Here is a 17,493-nt window from a genome sequence, read left to right on the forward strand (position 1 = left end):
TGGCGGCCCGCGCTCCTGAGCCGGAAATCCGAAACGGCTCGGGCGCGACCATGGCCGCGCCCGAGGATTCCCGCGTCCGGCTGGCGGCTGCGTTACTGGCGGATCGCCTCGCTGAAGGACAGGGCCTGCTCGGTGTGCTGGGCGCGCTCGGCGATCCAGTCGATCACCTGCTCCTCCATCACCCGGCCCTGCAGGCCGGTCATCAGCTGCTGGTCGTTGCGGTAGAGATCGATGACCTGCTGCGGCTCCTCGTAGGTCGAGGCGATCAGCTTGAGCGTCTCGTTGACGCGGCGCGGGTCCAGGCGCAGGTCGTTGCGGCGGGCGATCTCGCCCACCAGCAGGCCGACCAGGACGCGCTTGCGCGCGGCGTCCATGAAGCCCAGATGGGCGTCGGCCGGGATCTGCGGGATGACCTGGCCCTGGCGGCGGGCCTGCTCGACGGCCTGGCGGGCCATGTCCTGGGCCTCGGCCTCGACCAGGCGGGGCGGCATCTCGACCGAAGCGTAGGCGGCGATCAGCTGTTCACCGACCTCGCGACGCAGCCGGGCCATCAGCGCGCCCTTGAGCTCGCGCTCCAGGTTGCTGCGGATGTCGGCGCGGAACTGTTCGGCGTCGCCGCTGCGGATGCCGAAGCTCTTGATGAAGGTCGCGTCCACTTCCGGCAGCACCGGCTCGGACACCTTGGTGACCTTCAGGTGCACCTTCACCGACTTGCCGGCGAACTGCGGGACGCGCCAGTCGGCCGGGAACTCGACGTCCAGCGACTTTTCCTCACCGGACTTCATGCCGGCCAGGGCGGTCTCGATCGCCTCGAACATGTTGCCCGAGCCCAGCAGGGCCGCGCCGCGCTCCACGCCCTCCGCGGGCACGCGTTCGTCGCCGGCCTGCGACCAGGTTTCCATCTCGACCGCGTCGCCTTCCTGGGCGGCGCGCTCGACCTCGCGCCAGGTGCGGCGCTGCAGGCGCAGGTTCTCCATCATGGCGTCCAGGTCGCTTTCGCCTACCTCGGCCGTGTGGCGGGTCACGTTGAGCTTGGTGACATCGATGTCGCCGAAGTCCGGCACCACTTCGAACGTGGCGGTGTAGGCCAGTTCACCGTCCTGGCCGCTGGCCGGCTCGATGCGCGGGTTGCCCGCGATCTTCAGCGAGTGCTCGCGCACCGCGTTGCCGAAATTCTCGCGCAGCATCGCGTCCAGGGCCTCGGCGCGCACCTGCTGGCCGAAGCGCTGCTCGATGACCTTCGAGGGCACCTTGCCGGGACGGAAGCCCTTGATCTTGGCGCCACGCGCGATCTCGCGCAGGCGGCCGTCGACCACGCTTTCCAGCTGGTCGGCCGGAAGGCTGAAGGTCAGGCGGCGTTCGAGATTGCCCAGGGTTTCGACCGAGACTTGCATTGCTGACGACTCCTGCTACCGCGGGTCTTACCCGCGGGCCGTGTTTGAGGCTGGATTGGGGGTTGCGGGCCGGCTGGGCTGAAAGCCTCCGGCGGAACGGGCTAGTTTCGCTGATTCCGGGGCCTGGTGCCAGTTGAAAGGACGGCCGGGGCGCTGCTTGCGGCCGTCGTCACGGCATTGCAGCGCCGGTGAGGGTCGACCGGCGCTTCGGAACCCCCGGACAGGTTCCCGAGGCTGGCCGCGCACGTGCCAGCACATGTCCAGACAGCTCCGGGGTCAGGCCCGGCACATGCCCGCATATGTCCGGACAGGGCCCGGAGGCTGGCCGGGCACGTGCCGGCATATGTCCCGACAGTTCCGGAGACTGGCCGGGCACATGCCGGCATATGTCCCGACAGTTCCGGAGACTGGCCGGGCACATACCGGCATATGTCCCGACAGTTCCGGAGACTGGCCGGGCACATGCCGGCATATGTCCAGACAGTTCCGGAGACTGGGCGGGCACATGCCGGCATATGTCCCGACAGTTCCGGAGACTGGGCGGGCACATGCCGGCATATGTCCCGACAGTTCCGGACACTGGCCCGGCACATACCGGCATATGTCCAGACAGTTCCGGAGACTGGCCGGCCACATGCCGGCACATGGCCAGACAGTTCCGAAACTGGCCCGGGGAGCAGGGAAAAGCCGATTGGTTCATCGGGCGCAGCGCGCGACGGCGCGTTTATCGGCGCGGGGGCACGCGGGGGCTGGGGGGACAAGCCGCTGTGGCTTTTATCGCGCAGCGCGCGACGGCGCGTTTGTCGGCGCGGGGGCACGCGGGGGCTGGGGGACGCGTTTGTCGGCGCGGGGGCACGCGGGGGCTGGGGGGACAAAGCCGCTGTGGCTTTTATCGCGCAGCGCGCGACGGCGCGTTTGTCGGCGCGGGGGCACGCGGGGGCTGGGGGGACAAGCCGCTGCGGCATTTATCGCGCAGCGCGCGACGGCGCGTTTGTCGGCGCGGGGGCTTTTTTATCAACCTGGCGTGGTGCGAAAGGCGGGACTCGAACCCGCACGCCTTGCGGCACTGGAACCTAAATCCAGGGCGTCTACCAATTCCGCCACTTTCGCTCGGCGGCCATTCTAGCCGCGGACCGCAGATGCACCGCGGATGCCCAAAAGAAAACGCCCGGCGCGAGGCCGGGCGTTCCTGGGACTGGTGGGCCGTCAAGGATTCGAACCTTGGACCTATTGATTAAGAGTCAACTGCTCTACCAACTGAGCTAACGGCCCGGAACAACGAGGAGCGGAATTCTAAGCAAAGCGATCGCAATTGGCAACGCTTCGATTCAAACCCGCTTCACACACACTGGGGTGGCTGAGGGGACTCGAACCCCCGACATCTGGAATCACAATCCAGTACTCTAACCAACTGAGCTACAGCCACCATAAAACCTGGTTTTCCACGGTACTTCTGGCGCGCCCGGCGGGACTCGAACCCACAACCACCGGCTTAGAAGGCCGGTGCTCTATCCGGTTGAGCTACGGGCGCGTGGTGCCATCCTAGCCCACTGGCCCGCTGGCCGTTCCTGCTTCAGTCCGGATGGTCGGGGCAGAGGGATTCGAACCCACGACATCCAGCTCCCAAAGCTGGCGCTCTACCAGGCTGAGCTATACCCCGGAACCGGGACTTCCGTTGCGCGCCAACGCCGCGAAAGGTCGGACATTCTGGTGCCCTGCCCCGTGCGTGTCAATGCTGGCTGAACCACCGGGGGCCTTGTGTATGCTGGCGCGCATCGTCCACCGTCACCAGGAAATCATGATCATGCGCAGCGGCAATCCCGCCCTGAAGGAATCCACCTTCCTCGACCTCGGCAGCGGCGCGGTCGTTCGCGGCGACTCGCAGTCGATGACCCTGAATGGCGCCGTCAACAAGACCGCCATCCTGCTCCTGCTGGCCGTGCTCACCGCCGCCTTCGCCTGGAGCCAGATCGAATTCACGCCGCAGGGGCCGGTCAATGCGATGCCCTACATGCTGGGAGGCGCCATCGGCGGCCTGATCCTGGCGATGATCACGATCTTCAAGAAGGAGTGGTCGCCGGTGACGGCGCCGATGTACGCGATCGTCGAGGGCTTTTTCCTCGGCGCCATCTCGGCCATGTACAACCACGTGTACGAAGGGATCGTCCTGCAGGCCGTCACGCTGACCTTCGGCACCCTGTTCGCACTGCTGTTCGCCTACCGCTCGGGCCTGATCAAGGCCACCGAGAACTTCAAGCTGGGCGTGGTCGCCGCCACCGGCGGCATCTTCCTGGTCTACCTGGCGACGATGGTGCTGGGCTTCTTCGGGATCAAGATTCCGATGATCCACGAGTCCGGCATGATCGGCATCGGCTTCAGCCTGTTCGTGGTGGTGATCGCCGCGCTCAACCTCGTCCTCGATTTCGACTTCATCGAAAGCGGCGTGGAAAGCGGCGCGCCCAAGTACATGGAGTGGTACGGCGCCTTCGGCCTGATGGTCACGCTGGTGTGGCTGTACCTGGAATTCCTGCGCCTGCTGGGCAAGCTGCGCGACTGAGCGCAGCAAACGCTGGCAAACGAAAAGGGGCGCCCAGGGCGCCCCTTTTCATGTCCGAAGCCGGCTCATATCCGAAGCCGACTCAGGCCGCAGTGTCGGCGACCGCGGGAACAGGCGCCGCGGCCCGCCGCGGCCACAACATCACCGCGAGGGTGATCCCACCCAGCAGCCAGCTGTAGTGCACGCTGCCGGCCACGGCCAGTGGCGAGACCGCGCCCAGCGACGCCGCCAGGAGCACCTGTGCGCCGTAGGGCAGCACGCCCTGGGTGACGCAGGCAAAGATGTCGAGGACGCTCGCCGACCGTGCCGGCGGCACGTCGTGGGCCTGGGCGATGTCGCGCGCCAGGCTGCCGCTGATCAGCAGGGCGACGGTGTTGTTCGCGGTGAACACATCGGTGGTGGCCGACAGCGCCGCAATGCTCACCTCGCCGGCGCGACGGCTGCGATGCCCGCGCGCGAAGCGGCCGATCACCTGGGCCAGCCAGGCCAGGCCGCCAGTGGCTTTCATCAGCGCCCCCAGGCCGCCGACCAGCAGCGACAGCAGGATGATCTCCACCATGCTCTCGAAGCCGGCCCAGACATGCCCCGCGTAGGCCGCGGCACCGAAGTCCTCCGCCAGCAGCGCGCCCAGGCCGCCCGCCACGACCAGGCCGACGCTCAGCACCACCAGCACGTCCACGCCCGCCAGCGCCAGCCCGAGCACGATCACGTAGGGCAGGATCAGCCACGGCGAGACCGGGGCCAGGGACTGCGCCGGCTCCGTGTCGCCCATGAAGGCCAGGGCCACGAGGGTGAGGATGGCCGCGGGCAAGGCCAGGCGCAGGTTCTCCCGGAACTTCTCCCGCATGGTGCAGCCCTGGGTGCGGCTGGCCACGATCGCGGTGTCCGAGATCACCGACAGGTTGTCGCCGAACGTGGCGCCACCGATCACCGCGCCCAGCACCAGCACGCGGTCCAGGCCCGAGGCATCGGCCACGCCCAGCGCGATCGGAGCGACGGCGGCGATGGTGCCCATCGAGGTGCCCAGCGACAGCGAGATGAATCCAGCGACCAGGAACAGCCCCGGCAGCAGCAGCGCTGGCGGCAGGTGGCCGACGCCGAGCGAGACGATCGCATCCACGGCGCCGATCGCCTTGGACACTTCCACGAAGCCGCCGGCGAGCAGGAAGATCAGGCACATCAGGACGACGTTCGCGTCGCCCATGCCCGCCAGCAGCGTCTCAAGCGGCTTGATCCGCTTGCGCCAGGCGATCAGCGCCGCCAGCGCGAGCGCCGGCAGGATCGCGACGGGCGCCCGCAGCTGGTAGAAGCCCATGGCCTCCCCATGGGAGGTGAAATACAGGCCTGCGCCGAAGAACAGCGCCAGGAAGGCCAACAGGGGGGACAGCGCCAGGGCGCTCGGCCGGGGAGAGCTATTCATCTCTTCATCAAAATATATGGATACATATATTTTGCCGCCTGAGGGAACCCGCGTCGAGCGCGCCGGCGGAACATGGAAATGCCTGGATGGCTACGTGCCGGCCGAGGACGAGGTCCGCGCCGGCCCGGATCAATCGACCCAGGCCTCCCCCGCACGCGGGGAAGACCACACGGGCCGGCTTGCGCCGTCGCCGCCGGATCAGACGCGGCTGGCAATCGCCTTGGCGAAATCCAGCGTGTTCCCCGTGCCACCCAGGTCGGGGGTCAGGCTGTCGCGGGCCTCCAGCGTGGCGATGATCGCCGCGCGCAGGCGCTCGGCCTTTTCCGGCATGCCCAGGTGGTCGAGCATCTGCGCGGCGCCCAGCAGCAGGGCGCATGGATTGGCGATGCCCTTGCCCGCGATGTCCGGAGCCGAGCCGTGCACGGCCTCGAAGATCGCCGCGTCGGTGCCGATGTTCGCGCCCGGGGCCACAGGCCCAGGCCGCCGACCAGACCCGCGCACAGGTCGGAGATGATGTCGCCGAACAGGTTGGTGGTCACGATCACGTCGAACTGCTCGGGCTTCATGACCAGCTGCATGCAGCAGTTGTCCACGATCATCTCGTTGCACTCGATGTCGGGATATTCGGCCGCCACCGCGCGCGCGGTCTTGAGGAACAGGCCCGAAGTCGACTTGAGGATGTTCGCCTTGTGCACGACCGTGACCTTCTTGCGGCCGATCCGGCGCGCCATGTCGAAGGCGTAGCGCACGATGCGCTCGGAACCCCGGCGGGTCACCTTCTGGGTCAGGACGGCGGTCTCGCCGTCCTCGGACAGGTGCTGGCCTTCGCCGATGTAGGCGCCTTCCGTGTTCTCGCGGACGGTGATCAGGTCCACGCCGGACGGGAAGCGCGACTTCGTGTTCGGGAACGACTTGGCCGGACGCACGTTGGCGTACAGGTCAAAACGCTTGCGCAGCTCCACGTTGATCGAGGAAAAGCCCTCGCCCACCGGCGTGGTCAGCGGCGACTTGAGCGCGATGCGGTTCTTGCGGATCGAGTCCATGGTGGCCGCAGGCAGCAGTTCGCCGTGCTTTTCCAGTGCGACCAGGCCGGCGTCGGCGTACTCGTAGGTCAGCCCAAGCTGCATCGCGTCGAGCACGTGCAGGGTGGCGTCCATGATTTCCGGGCCGATGCCGTCGCCGCGGATGACAGTGATCGTCGTCATTTGAAGGGGTTTCCAGACAGGCGGACGCCACGCGGATGGGCGTGGCGCGCGGGGCGTAAGAACCATTAATTATGACAGATGGCGCCCTGCCCGTACCGGTGCGTAGCGTCAGTCGTGGGCGTGGGCCGCCGGCGCGGCCGCTTCCCCCGCTTCCAGGGTGTCCAGGAAATCCACGGCCCGGCGCAGGTGCGGGATCACGATCGACCCGCCGACCACCAGCCCCACCGAAAAGGCCTCGAACATCTCGTCCCGGTTGACGCCGGCTTCCTTGCACTGGGCGACGTGGTAACTGATGCAGTCGTCGCAGCGCAGGACCATCGAGGCCACCAGGCCCAGCAGCTCCTTGGTCTTCACGTCCAGGGCGCCGGCCTGGTAGGTCTGGGTATCGAGCGCGAAGAACCGGCGAACCACCTGGTTCGGCTCGGCCAGGATGCGTTCGTTCATGCGCTTGCGGAACTGGGTGAACTGCGCGACGCGGTCGTCGCCCGTACTGTCGGTCATGGGAATTCCTTGCGCGGCGCGGCGGGGGCGCGGCGCGGTGGCGTCGTAGGGGAAAAAATCGAAGGCCGGGGCGGAACGGCCGCGCTCAGCCGGCGGCGAGCAGCGGCTCCAGGCCGCCGGCGCGATGCAGGGCGATCATGTCGTCGTAACCGCCCACGTGTTTTTCGCCGATGAATATCTGCGGCACGCTGGTGCGGCGCGCGAGCGTCACCATCTTCTGGCGCTCGGCCGGGTCCAAGTCGACGCGGATTTCCGTCCAGCTCTGGCCCTTGCTCTTGAGGAAGTTCTTGGCAGCCACGCAGTACGGGCAGATCGCCGTGGTGTAGATGAGGATGTTCGAAGCGGCGGTACTCAAGGGAGACTCCGAAACTCGGCAGGGAAACTGGTGTCGAATATGGGTCGTGACCCCGGGCAAATCCAGCCCGGGGCCGGAACGCAGCGCCCCATTGCCGCAGGCAGACGCCAGGCGCCTGAACGGGTTAACCCCCGATTCACACGCCCGGGCCCGGCCCCCGCCATCCTGCCCCCGCCCCGTCAGAGGATTTCCGCTTGCCCCGTCTGCTCCCGCTCGCCGCTGCCCTCACCCTCGCCCTGGCCAGCGTGTGCGCGACGGCGCAGGAATCGCGCCTGCCCGACATCGGCTCCTCCGCGCGCGAGCTGCTGTCGCCGACCCAGGAACGCGAATACGGCTCGATGATGCTGGCGCAGCTGCGCCACTACGAATACACGCTGGAAGACCCGCTGGTGGCCAGCTGGCTGGACACGCTGGGCACCCGCCTGGCCGCCAACAGCGACAAGCCGCGCCAGGCTTTCACGTTCTTCATGATGCGCGACCGCCAGATCAACGCCTTCGCCACGGTCGGCGGCTACGTGGGCATGAACAGTGGCCTGGTGCTGGCGGCCGAACGCGAGGATGAAGTGGCCGCGGTGCTCTCGCACGAAATCGCGCACGTCACCCAGCAGCACGTCCTGCGCGCGGTCGAACGCGCCCAGAAGGACCAGATCCCGATCCTGCTGGCGATGCTCGCTGCAGTGGCCGCCTCGCAGGCGGGCGGCCGCTCCTCCGACGACGCCGCCCAGGCCATCTACACCTCGGCGATGGCGCTGGCCCAGCAGCGGCAGATCGACTACACCCGCTCCAACGAAGCCGAGGCCGACCGGCTGGGCATCCAGACGCTGTCGCGCAGTCGCTACGACACCGTCGCGATGGCCTCGTTCTTCGAGAAGCTCAACGCCCGCTCCCGCGCCAACCGCGCCGGCCTGTACGGCGAGACGCCCGATTACCTGATGACCCATCCGGTCACCACCACGCGCATCAGCGAGGCCAAGGCCCGCGCCGAGCAGATGTCCCACGCCCCGGCCACCTTCAGCGGGGAAACCGGCGGCAGCGACAATCCGCTGCTGCCCACCGGGCTGAAGATCGGCAACGCGCTGGCCTCCGGCGACACCGGGCAGTTCGACTACGCCCGCGAACGCCTGCGGGTGCTCAGCGCCGACAGCCCGGCCGCCGCGATCCGCGAATACGACCAGCTCGCCCGCACCCACGCGCTCGACGACGCCCAGCGCTATGGCCTGGCCGTGGCACGCATCCGCGCCAACCAGGGCGCCGCGGCGATGGCGGGCCTGGCCGAGCTGCTCGAGCGCCATCCCGGCGAGCTGTGGCTGTCATTGGCGATGGGCGAGGCCGAAGCGCGCGCCGGCAAGGCCGCGCAGGCCGATGCGCGGTTCGAGGCCGTGCTGGCCTCGATGCCGCAGAACCGGCCGGCCGTGCTCACCTACGCCCGCGTGCTCAGCGAGCGCGACACCGCCAAGGCCGGCAAACGCGCACAGGCCGTGCTGCGCCCGTTGCTGGGCCAGTCGAGCGAGGACCCGGAATTCCAGCAGGCCTTCGGCCGCGCCAGCGAGATCGCCGGCGACCCGGTGCGCGCCGGCGAGGCCTACGCCGAGGCCGCCTACCTCAAGGGCCGGCCCGAACAGGCGCTGGTGCAGTTGAACACGCTGCTCAAGCGGGACGACCTGGACTACTACGCGCGCTCGCGCATCGACGCGCGCATCGCCGCCATTACCCCGACCGTGCTCGAACTCAAGCGGCAGGGCGTGCGCGACGAGGATCTCCAGCGCCACTGACGGGCGGCGCATGTCACGGCCCGGTCACAAAACGGTAGTGTACTGGCCGGGTCCAGGCGTCATGCCTGCCCCACTGTCGACCCAGAGCGACCCGTGCAGAAACGTATCCTCATCGTCGAAGACGAACCGGCCATCCGCGACATGGTGGCCTACGCCCTGCGCAAGGGGGAGTACGAACCGGTCCATGCCGGCGACGCGCGCGAGGCCCAGGCGGCCATCGCCGACCGCCTGCCGGACCTGATCCTGCTGGACTGGATGCTGCCGGGCACCAGCGGCCTGGAACTGGCGCGCCGCTGGCGCCGGGAACAGCTGACGCGCGAGATCCCGATCATCATGCTCACCGCGCGCGGCGAGGAGAACGATCGCGTGGGCGGCCTGGAAGCCGGCGTCGACGACTACGTCGTCAAGCCCTTCTCCGCCCGCGAACTGCTGGCACGCATCCGCGCCGTGCTGCGGCGCTCGCGCGAAGACGATGAGGACGGCAGTGTCGGCGTGGGCCCGCTGCGGATCGACGGCGCGGCGCACCGCGTTTTCGCCCATGGCGACGGCAGCGAACAGCCGGTGCAGATCGGGCCTACCGAGTACCGGCTGCTGCACTTCTTCATGACCCACCCCGAACGCGTCTACTCACGCACCCAGCTGCTCGACCACGTCTGGGGCGGCAGCGTGTACGTGGAGGAGCGCACGGTGGACGTCCACATCCGCCGCCTGCGCAAGACCCTGGAACCGCACCAGCTCGAAGGCATGGTGCAGACCGTGCGCGGCGCCGGCTACCGGTTCTCCGCGGCCGTCGAGGCCTAGCGGCTTGGGTCGGGCCGCCGCGGGCGCCGGCGTGACCACCGTCCCGGCCTCGTGTGCCGCCGACCCCGCGTTGCCTGCCACGCACTAGACTCGGACCATGCCTCCCCGCGCCCGTTCCGCCTGGTTCCGCACCTTGGGTCAGCTCGCCCTGATCCTGGCCGGCGCCGCCGTGCTCGGGCTGCTGGTCGGCTACCCCTGGCCGGTCCTGACCTTCGCCGCCCTGGGCGTGGTGGCCTGGCACTACTGGCGACTGCGCAAGCTGCTGCTGCGCCTCACCGCCCGCCAGCGCCACACCCCGCCCGTCGGCGATGGCACCTGGAACGAACTCGACCGGCTGCTCCACCGCAGCCAGCAGGAAATGCGCAGCCGCAAGCGCCGCCTGATCGAGATGCTGCGCGCCTACCGCGCGGCGACCGCGGCACTGCCCGATGCGATCGTGGTGGTGGAACGCAACACCCAGCGCATCCAGTGGTTCAACGCGGCCGCGACCGGCCTGCTGTCGCTGCGGCATCCGGCCGACATCGGCGCCCCGCTCGCGCAACGGCTGCAGCCGATGCAGCTGTCCCACTGGATGGCCACCGGCCGCAATGCCGAGCCGCTGGAACTGGTCTCGCCGTGGAATCCGGCGGTCACGCTGAGCCTGCGGCTGATTCCCTATTCCGAACACCTGTGGCTGCTGGTCGCCCGCGACGTAACCCGGCTGCTGCAACTGGAACAGATGCGCCGCGACTTCGTCGCCAACGTCTCCCACGAACTGCGCACGCCGCTCACCGTCGTGCATGGCTACCTGGACATGCTCGATCCCGGCGAGCATCCCGAATGGGCGCCGATGCTGTCGGAGATGCAGCGGCAGTCCCAGCGGATGACCCAGCTGGTGGAAGACCTGCTCACGCTGTCGCGCCTGGAATCGGCCGACCAGCTCTCCGGCGAGGAGACGGTGGGCATGGCCTCGATGCTCAACACGCTGCGGCGCGAGGCCATGGCGCTGAGCCAGAACCGGCACGAGATCACCGTCGAGGACCAGGCCGGCGTCGACCTGTGGGGCTCCAACAAGGAACTGCACAGCGCGTTCTCGAACCTGGTCGGGAATGCCGTGCGCTATACGCCGGCCGGTGGCCGGGTATCCGTCGTGTTCCGCTTCGATCCGGCAGACCGGGCCGATGGCCGCCAGGGCGTGGTCCTGGAAGTGACCGACTCCGGCTACGGCATTCCCGCCCAGCACCTGCCCCGCATCACCGAGCGCTTCTACCGCGTGTCAACGAGCCGCTCGCGCGAGAGCGGCGGCACGGGCCTGGGCCTTTCCATCGTCAAGCACGTCCTCCACCTTCACCAGGCACGCCTGGAGATCGCGAGCGAAGTCGGCAGGGGGGAGCACGTTCTCGTGCCACTTCGGCGCCGACCGCGTCCGCGCCCGCGAGCCATTGGACATCGCACTGCCATGAAGCCAGTCCGCCACGCCCCCGCCGCCGCCATCACCTCCGCCAGCACCGCAGCCAACGCCGGCGCCTTCGACGCACCGGCCGACGTCGACCAGCTGCGCGATCCCGCGCTGTACTTCAACCGCGAACTGTCGCAGCTGGACTTCAACTTCCGCGTGCTCGCCCAGGCGCGGGATCCCTCGATGCCCCTGCTGGAGCGGCTGCGCTACCTGTGCATCTCCTGCACCAACCTCGACGAGTTCTTCGAGATCCGCGCCGGCTCGTTGCGCCACGCGCACGACCTGGGCCTGGCCCCGGGCCCGGACGGGCTGGCGCCGGCCGCCGTGCTGGCGCGCATCCACGACCGGGCGGCGGACCTGGTGGCCGCGCAGTACGAATGCTGGAACGACGTGCTGCGCCCGGCCATGTTCGATGCCGGCGTGCGCGTGCTGGGACGCGATGCCTGGACCCCCGCGCAGGCCGAATGGCTGCGCGGCTACTTCCGCGACGAGATCATGCCCGTGCTCTCGCCGCTGGGCCCTGGACCCCGCCCATCCCTTCCCGAAGATCCTCAACAAGTCGCTCAACATCGTCGTCGTGCTCAAGGGCCGCGACGCGTTCGGCCGCGCGGGCAACCTGGCGATCGTGCGCGCGCCGCGCTCGCTGCCGCGCATCATACAGCTGCCCGAGGACGTCTCCGGCGGCCCGACGGATTTCGTGTTCCTGTCGGCGGTGCTGTCCAGCTTCGTCGATGAGCTGTTCCCCGGCATGCAGGTGCAGGGGGCCTACCAGTTCCGCGTCACCCGCAACTCCGAGCTGCTGGTCGACGAGGAGGAAGTCGACAACATCGCCCTGGCGCTGCGCGACGAACTGGCCGGGCGCGGCTACCTGCGCGCGGTGCGGCTGGAGATCGCCGAGCAGTGCCCCAAGCCGATCGTGCGCACCTTGCTGGAAAACTTCGAACTGCCCGAGAACGCGGTGTACCGCATCAACGGGCCGGTCAACCTCAACCGCGTGATCCAGGTGTACGACCTGGTCCAGCGGCACGACCTGAAATTCCCCCCGTTCCAGCCCCGCGCCCTGACCGGCCTGGACTCGATGTTCGACAAGGTCAGCGAGCGCGACGTGCTGCTGCACCATCCCTTCGACTCGTTCGCCCCCGTGCTGGAACTGATCAGGCAGGCGGCCGAGGACCCCAACGTCCTGGCGATGAAGCAGACGCTCTACCGTACCGGGAAGGAGTCGCAGATCGTCGACCACCTGGTGCAGGCGGCGCGCAACGGCAAGGACGTCACCGTGGTGGTGGAGCTGCGCGCCCGCTTCGACGAGGAAGCCAACCTGGGCCTGGCCGACCGCCTGCAGGACGCCGGCGTGCAGGTGGTCTATGGCGTCGTGGGCTACAAGACGCACGCCAAGATGCTGCTGATCGTGCGCCGCGAAGGAAAGAAGCTGCGCCGCTACGTGCACATGGGCACGGGCAACTACCACAGCGGCACCGCCCGCGGGTACACCGACCTGGGCCTGATCACGGCCGATCCGGACATCGGCAGCGACGTGCACCAGATCTTCCAGCAGATCTCCGGCCTGGCGCCGGCGATCAAGCTCAAGCGCCTGCTGCAGTCGCCCTTCACCCTGCACGCCGGGGTGCTCAAGCGCATCGACCGCGAGACGAAACACGCGCGGGCCGGCAGGCCGGCGCGCATCGTCGCCAAGATGAACGCCTTGAACGAACCGCAGGTCGTGCGGGCGCTGTACCAGGCCTCGCAGGCCGGCGTGCAGATCGACCTGATCGTGCGCGGCGCCTGCACCCTGCGGCCCGGCGTTCCGGGCGTCTCCGACAACATCCGCGTGCGTTCGATCGTGGGGCGCTTCCTGGAACACCACCGCGTCTACTGGTTCGCCAACGACGGCGCCCCCGACATGTTCTGTTCCAGCGCGGACTGGCTCGAACGCAACCTGCTGCGCCGCGTGGAGACCGCCTTCCCGCTGATCGATCCCGAACTGGGCCAGCGCGTGTTCGACGAAGCGCTGGAGAACTACCTGGCCGACAACGTCAGCGCCTGGCAGTTGCGCACGGACGGCGGCTACGACCGCATCGTCCCGCAGGAGGGCCAGGCGCCGCACTCGGCGCAGGCCACGCTGCTGGCGAAGCTGTGCACCTGACCGGGCAGCAGAACAGCGCCCGCGCCTGAAACCCGTTCCGACCAGCCCATCGCGCGCCCACCTCGCCCCGGCTCCCCCCGCATGGGATCATCTGTCCATGAATGATCTCTATCCGAGCACCCGGCTTCCGCTGGAAGACGGGGACCTGCTCGCGGCCATCGACCTGGGGTCCAACAGCTTCCACATGGTGGTCGCGCGCTCGCTGCTGGGGCAGTTGCGCATCGTCGACCGCCTGCGCGAAACGGTCCGCCTGGCCGAGGGCCTGGACGGACGTGGCGGCCTGGATCCGGCCGTGCGGCAGCGCGCGCTGGAATGCCTGGCGCGCTTCGGGCAGCGGGTCCAGGACATCCCGCCGCAGCGGGTGCGCACGATCGCGACCAACACCGTGCGCCGGCTGGCGCAGCCGCAGGACTTCCTGGTCCCCGCGGAAAACGCGCTCGGGCATGCGATCGAAGTCGTGTCCGGCCGCGAAGAGGCGCGCCTGATCTACCTGGGCGTCGCGCACGCGCAGCCCTCGCGCCCCGGCGAGCTGCGGCTGGTGATCGACATCGGCGGCGGTTCCACCGAGTGCATCATCGGCACCGGCTTCGAGGCGATCGAACGTGAAAGCCTGCAGCTGGGCTGCATCGCCACCACGCGGCGCTTCTTCGGCAACGGCAAGCTGTCGCGCAAGCGCTGGCGCGAGGCGCTGACCGAAGTGTCGGCCGAGTTCCAGCAGTTCACCGGCACCTATCGCGCGCTGGGCTGGCATGAGGTGATCGGTTCGTCGGGCACCAACAAGGCCATCGGCGAGATCTGCGCGGCGATGAAACTCACCAAGGGCGCGGTCACCGCCGAGGCGCTGCCGCAGGTCCGCGACAGGCTGCTGCAGGCCGACCGGATCGAGGACATCGACCTGCCGGGATTGTCCGCCGAGCGCCGCCCCGTCATCGCCGGCGGCATCCTCGTGCTCGAGGCCGCGTTCAACGCCCTGGGCCTGCAGCGCATGCAGGTCAGCAAGGCGGCGATGCGCGAGGGCGTGCTGTACGACATGCTCGGGCGCGGCACCGCCGACGACCCGCGCGACGCCTCGGTGGATGCGCTCATGCAGCGCTATGCGATCGACAAGAAGCAGGCCGCGCGCGTGGAAACGAGCCTGCTGCGGCTGTTCGACCAGGTCGCCACCGCCTGGCAGCTCGACGCCGACGACCGCCTCATGCTGACCCGCGCGGCGCGGCTGCACGAACTGGGCCTGGTCATCGCGCACAGCCAGTACCACGTGCACGGCTCCTACGTCATCGAGCACTCCGACATCGCCGGCTTCTCGCGCCAGCAGCAGCAGTTCCTGGCCGCGCTGGTGCGCACCCACCGCCGTGGCATTCCCAAGTCGGCGTTCGACGCCCTGCCCGACCGCCTGCTGGCCCCCGCGCGCCGCAGCGCGGCCGGCCCTGCTGCGACTGGCGGTGCTGCTGCACCGCTCGCACGAGAACGGCGAGATCCCGCGCCTGGAACTGCGCGCCAACGGCCCCAAGCTGGCGCTGACCGTGTCACGCCGCTGGCTGGACGAGCGGCCGCTGGTGAAGGCCGACCTGTCGGGCGAACCGGACGACATGGCCGGCCTGGGAATCGAACTGCAGATCGTCGCGGCCTGAGGCCGCGACGTCATTCCCCCGGCGCCCCGTTTCAGGGCGCTTCGACGGTGTAACCCTTCGCCTGCAGGGTCTCGAGGTAGTTGCCGGGCTTGAGCAGCTCGCGCATGGGCAGCGTCGCGAGCGTCACCTGGTTGCCGGCCAGCGCCTTCTCCGCGGCCTCCAGCCACACCGAACGCATGGCACCCTCCAGGTCGGCCGGGCCGTACTTGCGCAGCGCCTGCGCTCCGGTCAGTGCATCCATGCAGGCTTCGTACTGGTCGCCCTGCGGGACCAGGCGCAACGCTTCGACATCGCCCACCGACCAGGCATTGGCGCGATCGGCCATGCGGTCCAGGTCCGCCTCCAGGTTGTCCAGGGTCTTGCTGAAGCACGCGCGGTCGCCGAGCTGCTCATCGCGGAAACTCTTCAACGCGCGCTTGGGATCGGGGACCTTGATCGTCAGCCGCGGCGCGGTGACCTTGATCTTGCGGCGCTTGACCGCTTCGTTGAGCACCGGATCGATGACGCTGCTGGTCGACATGCCGCGGTCCTCGATCGCTTCCTGGTACAGCTCGGCCGCGGCGAAGACAGGCCGGTACTTCTCCACGCCGGAATCGCGGCCGATGTAGCGCTGCTTGAGCACCAGCCAGCGCGCGTAATCGGCCGGACTCACCACGTCCTTGAGCAGGCGGTCGTCCGGATTCTTGCGCGCGCCGAGCACGTTCGGAAGCATGGCCAGTTTCCCGAAGAAGCCGACGTCGGCATCCACGCGGACGCCATAACCCGTCATCACTTCGTCCGCCTCTTCCAGCACCCTGACCACGTCGCGCGAGGTCCATTCCATGTCGCGGGGCAAGGGCGAGAGCGTCCCGAGCACATACATCGTGTGCTCGCCCTTGCTCACCTTCCACATGCCTCGGCCGGGCAGCGCACCGGAGACGATCACCGGCTCGGCATCCCGGATCGGCACCGACGAGCTGACCGGCGCCGCCACGGCGGAAGTGTCCTGGGCCTGCACGCCGACACAGGGCGCGACCAGCGCCAGGGCGAGCACCGCGACTGCCGGCCGGACTCTGACGGCGGGAAGCTGGCCGGTCACGCGGGAATTCGATTGCATCCTTTGCACTCCTGTTCTGTCGCCGGGGCCGGCGAGTGTCGTTCAGACCGTAGCCGCCCTGTGGAGTTCACCGGCCTCACGGCGCGGTGCGCCTGCCCGCGCACGATCCCATCCCGCATCGCCGGGCCCGGATTGCAGCACAGCGGCAGCCGCAGCGCGGTCCAGCATTGCTGGCGCATCGCGCAGTGCTCGCTTGCCCACGCGCTGGCTGCACGGCAGCACAGATGCATGGCAACAAAAAAACGGCCCACGAGGGTCGCTCGCAGGCCGCTGATTCAAAACTTGATTGATCACAACTTGAATTTGGTCGGGGTAGCCGGATTTGAACCGACGACCCTCTGCCCCCCAGGCAGATGCGCTACCAGGCTGCGCTATACCCCGAGATGTTGCGTGACACGGTTTGATGCGTGCTGCCTCGACGGCAGCGGGGGCCGAGAAGTATATCCGTGCAGCGGCACGGCATCCAGCGCCTTGGAGCCGGGGCGCCTGCCGGGCGCGCGCAAGCCCCTGAAACCGGGCCTAGCGGCGCAGCAGCGTGAGGACTTCTTCCAGCTCCATCCGCACCTGGCGGATGATCTGCGAACTCAGGGCGGATTCCTCCTTCGCCGTGTCGCCCTCCAGCCGCAGGCGGGCGCCGCCGATGGTGTAGCCCTGTTCGTAGAGCAGGCCGCGGATCTGGCGGACCATCAGCACTTCATGGCGCTGGTAGTAGCGGCGGTTGCCCCGGCGCTTGACCGGGCTGAGCATCGGGAATTCGGTTTCCCAGTAGCGCAGCACGTGCGGCTTGACCTCGCACAGCTCGCTGACCTCGCCGATGGTGAAGTAGCGCTTGGCCGGGATCGGCGGAAGCTCGCGGTTGCTGCCGGGGTCAAGCATGCTCGCCTCCCGAATACGCTTCCACCCGCTCCTTGAGCTTCTGGCCGGTGCGGAAGGTGACCACGGTGCGGGCGGAGATCGGAATCTCCTCGCCCGTCTTCGGGTTGCGGCCGGGCCGCTGGTTCTTGCGGCGCAGGTCGAAGTTGCCGAAGCCCGACAGCTTCACCTGGCGACCCTGCTCCAGGGCCTCGCGCAGCGCGTCGAAGAACGCGTCCACGAATTCCTTGGCTTCGCGCTTGTTCAGCCCGACTTCGTCGAACAGGCGTTCAGCCATCTCGGCCTTGGTCAGTGCCATCGTCAAACC

At 68.6% G+C, this 17,493-nt stretch carries 10 protein-coding genes, 6 tRNA genes and 4 pseudogenes; 6 read left to right on the plus strand and 14 right to left on the minus strand.

The window, feature by feature from the left end; translation table 11 throughout:
- Window positions 1-92: 92 nt before the first annotated feature.
- The 6 genes from tig to I8J32_RS16720 form a co-directional block, all read right to left on the minus strand.
- Window positions 93-1,394, minus strand: coding sequence for a trigger factor (gene tig / locus I8J32_RS16695; RefSeq protein ID WP_200613796.1), 1,302 nt, complete (start codon window positions 1,392-1,394; stop codon window positions 93-95).
- Window positions 1,395-2,419: 1,025 nt separating this feature from the next.
- A tRNA-Leu gene (locus I8J32_RS16700) sits at window positions 2,420-2,504 on the minus strand.
- Window positions 2,505-2,590: 86 nt separating this feature from the next.
- Window positions 2,591-2,666, minus strand: a tRNA-Lys gene (locus tag I8J32_RS16705).
- Window positions 2,667-2,743: 77 nt separating this feature from the next.
- Window positions 2,744-2,820: transfer RNA gene (locus tag I8J32_RS16710), tRNA-His, on the minus strand.
- Between the two features lie 28 nt (window positions 2,821-2,848).
- Window positions 2,849-2,925 (minus strand) — tRNA-Arg (locus I8J32_RS16715).
- Window positions 2,926-2,977: 52 nt separating this feature from the next.
- Window positions 2,978-3,054: transfer RNA gene (locus tag I8J32_RS16720), tRNA-Pro, on the minus strand.
- 138 nt (window positions 3,055-3,192) lie between these two features.
- Between I8J32_RS16720 and I8J32_RS16725 the strand changes: the two genes are divergently transcribed.
- Window positions 3,193-3,951 carry a Bax inhibitor-1/YccA family protein gene (locus tag I8J32_RS16725; RefSeq protein ID WP_200613798.1) on the plus strand — a complete coding sequence of 253 codons (759 nt, stop codon included), beginning with the start codon at window positions 3,193-3,195 and terminating at the stop codon, window positions 3,949-3,951.
- 82 nt (window positions 3,952-4,033) lie between these two features.
- Here I8J32_RS16725 and I8J32_RS16730 read toward each other — a convergent pair whose 3' ends face one another.
- The 4 genes and pseudogenes from I8J32_RS16730 to grxC form a co-directional block, all read right to left on the minus strand.
- On the minus strand, window positions 4,034-5,371 hold the full coding sequence (locus I8J32_RS16730) for a Na+/H+ antiporter NhaC family protein (RefSeq protein WP_200613801.1): 1,338 nt from the start codon (window positions 5,369-5,371) through the stop codon (window positions 4,034-4,036).
- A gap of 198 nt (window positions 5,372-5,569) precedes the next feature.
- Window positions 5,570-6,576: pseudogene (locus I8J32_RS16735) on the minus strand (isocitrate dehydrogenase).
- A gap of 108 nt (window positions 6,577-6,684) precedes the next feature.
- On the minus strand, window positions 6,685-7,077 hold the full coding sequence (locus tag I8J32_RS16740; RefSeq protein WP_200613806.1) for a carboxymuconolactone decarboxylase family protein: 393 nt from the start codon (window positions 7,075-7,077) through the stop codon (window positions 6,685-6,687).
- Between the two features lie 85 nt (window positions 7,078-7,162).
- Window positions 7,163-7,432: a glutaredoxin 3 gene (gene grxC / locus I8J32_RS16745; protein WP_200613809.1), complete on the minus strand. Its 270-nt coding sequence runs from the start codon at window positions 7,430-7,432 to the stop codon at window positions 7,163-7,165.
- A 194-nt stretch (window positions 7,433-7,626) separates the two neighbouring features.
- On the opposite strand from grxC, the gene I8J32_RS16750 reads away from it, so the two are divergent.
- The 5 genes and pseudogenes from I8J32_RS16750 to ppx all read left to right on the plus strand — a co-directional run bounded on the left by I8J32_RS16750 (window position 7,627) and on the right by ppx (window position 15,217).
- Window positions 7,627-9,204 carry a M48 family metalloprotease gene (locus tag I8J32_RS16750; RefSeq protein ID WP_200613812.1) on the plus strand — a complete coding sequence of 526 codons (1,578 nt, stop codon included), beginning with the start codon at window positions 7,627-7,629 and terminating at the stop codon, window positions 9,202-9,204.
- A gap of 93 nt (window positions 9,205-9,297) precedes the next feature.
- Window positions 9,298-10,005 carry a phosphate regulon transcriptional regulator PhoB gene (gene phoB / locus I8J32_RS16755; protein WP_200613815.1) on the plus strand — a complete coding sequence of 236 codons (708 nt, stop codon included), beginning with the start codon at window positions 9,298-9,300 and terminating at the stop codon, window positions 10,003-10,005.
- A 97-nt stretch (window positions 10,006-10,102) separates the two neighbouring features.
- A pseudogene (gene phoR / locus I8J32_RS16760) lies at window positions 10,103-11,447 on the plus strand (phosphate regulon sensor histidine kinase PhoR).
- Window positions 11,448-11,476: 29 nt separating this feature from the next.
- Window positions 11,477-13,586: pseudogene (gene ppk1, locus I8J32_RS16765) on the plus strand (polyphosphate kinase 1).
- A gap of 97 nt (window positions 13,587-13,683) precedes the next feature.
- Window positions 13,684-15,217, plus strand: a pseudogene (ppx, locus tag I8J32_RS16770) (exopolyphosphatase).
- Window positions 15,218-15,248: 31 nt separating this feature from the next.
- Here ppx and I8J32_RS16775 read toward each other — a convergent pair.
- The 4 genes from I8J32_RS16775 to I8J32_RS16790 all read right to left on the minus strand — a co-directional run bounded on the left by I8J32_RS16775 (window position 15,249) and on the right by I8J32_RS16790 (window position 17,484).
- Entirely contained in the window at window positions 15,249-16,313 is a 1,065-nt protein-coding gene (locus tag I8J32_RS16775) for a TraB/GumN family protein (RefSeq protein WP_207526688.1), read from the minus strand.
- A gap of 304 nt (window positions 16,314-16,617) precedes the next feature.
- Window positions 16,618-16,694 (minus strand) — tRNA-Pro (locus I8J32_RS16780).
- 138 nt (window positions 16,695-16,832) lie between these two features.
- Complete coding sequence (locus tag I8J32_RS16785; protein WP_200613827.1) at window positions 16,833-17,189, minus strand: MerR family transcriptional regulator; 357 nt, start codon at window positions 17,187-17,189, stop codon at window positions 16,833-16,835.
- Window positions 17,182-17,484, minus strand: a complete 303-nt coding sequence (locus tag I8J32_RS16790; protein ID WP_200613828.1) for an integration host factor subunit alpha — start codon at window positions 17,482-17,484, stop codon at window positions 17,182-17,184. Before I8J32_RS16790 ends, I8J32_RS16785 begins: the two co-directional genes overlap by 8 nt.
- Window positions 17,485-17,493: the final 9 nt, after the last annotated feature.

This window comes from Lysobacter solisilvae, assembly GCF_016613535.2.
Classification (GTDB): domain Bacteria; phylum Pseudomonadota; class Gammaproteobacteria; order Xanthomonadales; family Xanthomonadaceae; genus Agrilutibacter; species Agrilutibacter solisilvae.

What these genes read in the sequence shown, in the direction of transcription:
- tig (WP_200613796.1), bottom strand. Translation starts at nt 1,394, where the DNA reads ATGCAAGTCTCGGTCGAAACCCTGGGCAATCTCGAACGCCGCCTGACC.
- I8J32_RS16725 (WP_200613798.1), top strand. Translation starts at nt 3,193, where the DNA reads ATGATCATGCGCAGCGGCAATCCCGCCCTGAAGGAATCCACCTTCCTC.
- I8J32_RS16730 (WP_200613801.1), bottom strand. Translation starts at nt 5,371, where the DNA reads ATGAATAGCTCTCCCCGGCCGAGCGCCCTGGCGCTGTCCCCCCTGTTG.
- I8J32_RS16740 (WP_200613806.1), bottom strand. Translation starts at nt 7,077, where the DNA reads ATGACCGACAGTACGGGCGACGACCGCGTCGCGCAGTTCACCCAGTTC.
- I8J32_RS16775 (WP_207526688.1), bottom strand. Translation starts at nt 16,313, where the DNA reads ATGCAATCGAATTCCCGCGTGACCGGCCAGCTTCCCGCCGTCAGAGTC.
- I8J32_RS16785 (WP_200613827.1), bottom strand. Translation starts at nt 17,189, where the DNA reads ATGCTTGACCCCGGCAGCAACCGCGAGCTTCCGCCGATCCCGGCCAAG.
- I8J32_RS16790 (WP_200613828.1), bottom strand. Translation starts at nt 17,484, where the DNA reads ATGGCACTGACCAAGGCCGAGATGGCTGAACGCCTGTTCGACGAAGTC.